Annotated in this window: 3 protein-coding genes; all 3 read right to left on the reverse strand. The window is 70.7% G+C overall.

Annotation, left to right across the window (positions count from 1 at the left end; all coding sequences use genetic code 11):
• Positions 1-518: NrfD/PsrC family molybdoenzyme membrane anchor subunit (nrfD, locus tag ACWCO3_RS33830; RefSeq protein WP_450014021.1), on the reverse strand; the 518-nt coding region annotated here is incomplete at its 3' end.
• On the reverse strand, positions 515-1468 hold the full coding sequence (locus ACWCO3_RS33835; protein ID WP_450014023.1) for a 4Fe-4S dicluster domain-containing protein: 954 nt from the start codon (positions 1466-1468) through the stop codon (positions 515-517). The genes ACWCO3_RS33835 and nrfD, both read right to left, overlap by 4 nt.
• The coding region (locus ACWCO3_RS33840; RefSeq protein WP_450014025.1) for a molybdopterin dinucleotide binding domain-containing protein at positions 1458-2514 on the reverse strand (1057 nt) is incomplete at its 5' end. The genes ACWCO3_RS33835 and ACWCO3_RS33840, both read right to left, overlap by 11 nt.

A 2514-nucleotide genomic window follows, 5' to 3' on the forward strand; every position in this document is an offset into this window, starting at 1 on the left:
ATCGGCGAGGTCGGCTTGGCCACCCGCAGCATGTGGTGGAAGCGGGCCGGCCGGCCCAGGTCCTTGACGAGGAAGACGGCGCTGGCGCTGACGGCGGCCAGCGCGGTGACCCGCCCGGCACGACGCAACGCCGGCCGCCCGGTGAGCTGCCCACCGGCCGCGAGCAGCGACGACCCGGCCGCCAGGCCACCGGTGAACAGGTACGCGGCGATGTCCCACTTCCAGACCGGACCCTTGAGGATGGGCCGACCGTAGTACGACGTGAACTCGGCCTCCGGGACCCGCAGCTCCTCGCCACCGCGCCCGCCGCGTCGGCGGCCCGGCCGCCGACCGGTGCCCCGCTGCGGCGGCGAGGTCACCTGCTGGCGGTCGCCGGCGTGAGTCTCGGTGCCCGCCGGTCCGTCATCGTCCCCGGCCTCCGGCCGTGCCGGTAGGCCCGGGCGGTCGGAACCTTCGGCGGCCAGCCGGTCGCGGAAGCGACGGAACAGGTCACCCACCTCGGGGCGCTGGGAACTCACGAGGAACCTCCGACGAACGCGGCGACGGTGGCCGCCGCCATGGCCAGCGCCGCGAGACCGGCGCGTTTCCACATGGCCGGCAGGTCGCGGGTGGTCACGACTGGGTCCGGTGGCAGTCCGTACACCTCCGGCTCGTCCAGCAGCAGGAAGAACGCCCCGTCACCGCCGACGCCGTCGTTCGGGTCGTGCCCGTACAGCCGGGCCTCCGGCACACCCCGTTCGTGCAGGGTGTCCACCCGTGCGGCGGCCCGCTCCCGCAACTCATCCAGGGGCCCGTACTGGATCGACTCCGTCGGACACGCCTGCGCACACGCAGGCGTCATCCCCGCGCCCAACCGGTCGTAGCACAACGTGCACTTCCACGCCCGACCATCGTCCTTACGCTGATCGATCACCCCGTACGGGCAGGCGGAGATGCAGTAACCACACCCGTTGCAGATGTCCTCCTGCACCACCACCGTCCCGAACTCCGTCCGGAACAACGACCCCGTCGGACACACATCCAGACACGCCGCGTGCGTGCAGTGCTTGCACACATCCGACATCATCAACCACCGGAAATCGGTACGCCCCTCGACACCGGTGCCCCGACCCGGCGGCTGCGCACCCGGCATCCCCAGGAACTGCGGCCCCGCGCCCGAGGTGGTCGGCTCCCCGAGTACGTCGCCCGCCTGCGGTGCCTGACTCTTGGCCGGGCGGGGCTGCTCGACGAACGCCACGTGCCGCCACGAGTTCGCGGTCAACGCACCCGTGTTGTCGTACGACATCCCGAGCAGGTCCAAGCCGCTCTCCGGCACACCGTTCCACTCCTTGCAGGCCACCTCACAGGCCTTGCAACCGATGCAGACACTCGTGTCGGTGAAGAACCCCATCCGCGGCGGCGCGTTCTCATAACCCGCGTCCGGCGCCGGGTCCAGCGGACCGTACAGGCTGTTCGGGTCAGGAAGCACCGCGCTCCTTCCCCTCGTCGTCGGTGGTGACCGCCGGAGCATTATGGCCCGGGGTGATTCCGGCGCGCCGCTGGTAGTCGGCGACCAGGTCCAGCAACGCCGGGCCGGTCGGACGACGGCCGGGCCGCACGTCGCAGGTGCCGACCTTGCTCTCCTGGATCAGCACGTTCGGGTCCAGGCTGATGCCGAACAGGTCGTTGGCCGAGTCACCGGTCACCAGACCCTCGAAACCGAAGTGGTACGGCAACCACACCTGGTGGATGATCCGGTCGTCCACCCGCAACGGGGTGAGCCGGTCGGTCACCAGCACCTTCGCCTCGATGGACGCACGCGCGGTGATCAGGTGAGCCCAGCCCAGGTGGGTGAGGCCGCGTTCGACGGCCAACTCCGGGGACACCTCCACGAACATCTCCGGCTGCAACTCGGCCAGCGGCGACACCATCCGGCTCATCCCGCCGGCGGTGTGGTGCTCGGTGAGCCGGCTGACCGTGAACACGTACGGGAACACCTGGCTGTACGGTTCCGGCGGGCTCGGGTTCAGCGTGTTGATCGGGTGGGTGTACACCTTGCGGGTCGGGTTGGCCTGCTGTCGGTAGAGCGGGTTGCGCACCGGCGACTCGACCGGCTCGTAGTGGGTGGGCATCGGCCCGTCGAGCACGCCGGTCGGCGCGTACAGCCAGCCCTTGCCGTCGCCCTGGAGGATGAACGGGTCGTCGCCGGCGATCCCCGCCACGCCTGAGGAGTCGTGCGCCGGTCGGTAGGACGGCGGTTTGGTCTTCTCGAAGTCCGGCACGTCGTAGCCGGTCCACTCGCTCTTCTCCGCGTCCCACCAGACGTAGCGTTTGCGCTCGCTCCACGGGTTGCCGTCCGGGTCGGCGGAGGCACGGTTGTAGAGGATGCGTCGGTTCGCCGGCCACGCCCAGCCCCACTCGGGCGCCACCAGGGACTGCTCCGCGCCGGGCTTGCGGCGGGCCGCCTGGTTGACGCCGTCCGCGTACACGCCGGTGTAGATCCAGCAACCGCCGACGGTGGAGCCGTCGTCCTTC

The organism is Micromonospora sp. NPDC002411 (genome assembly GCF_053592955.1).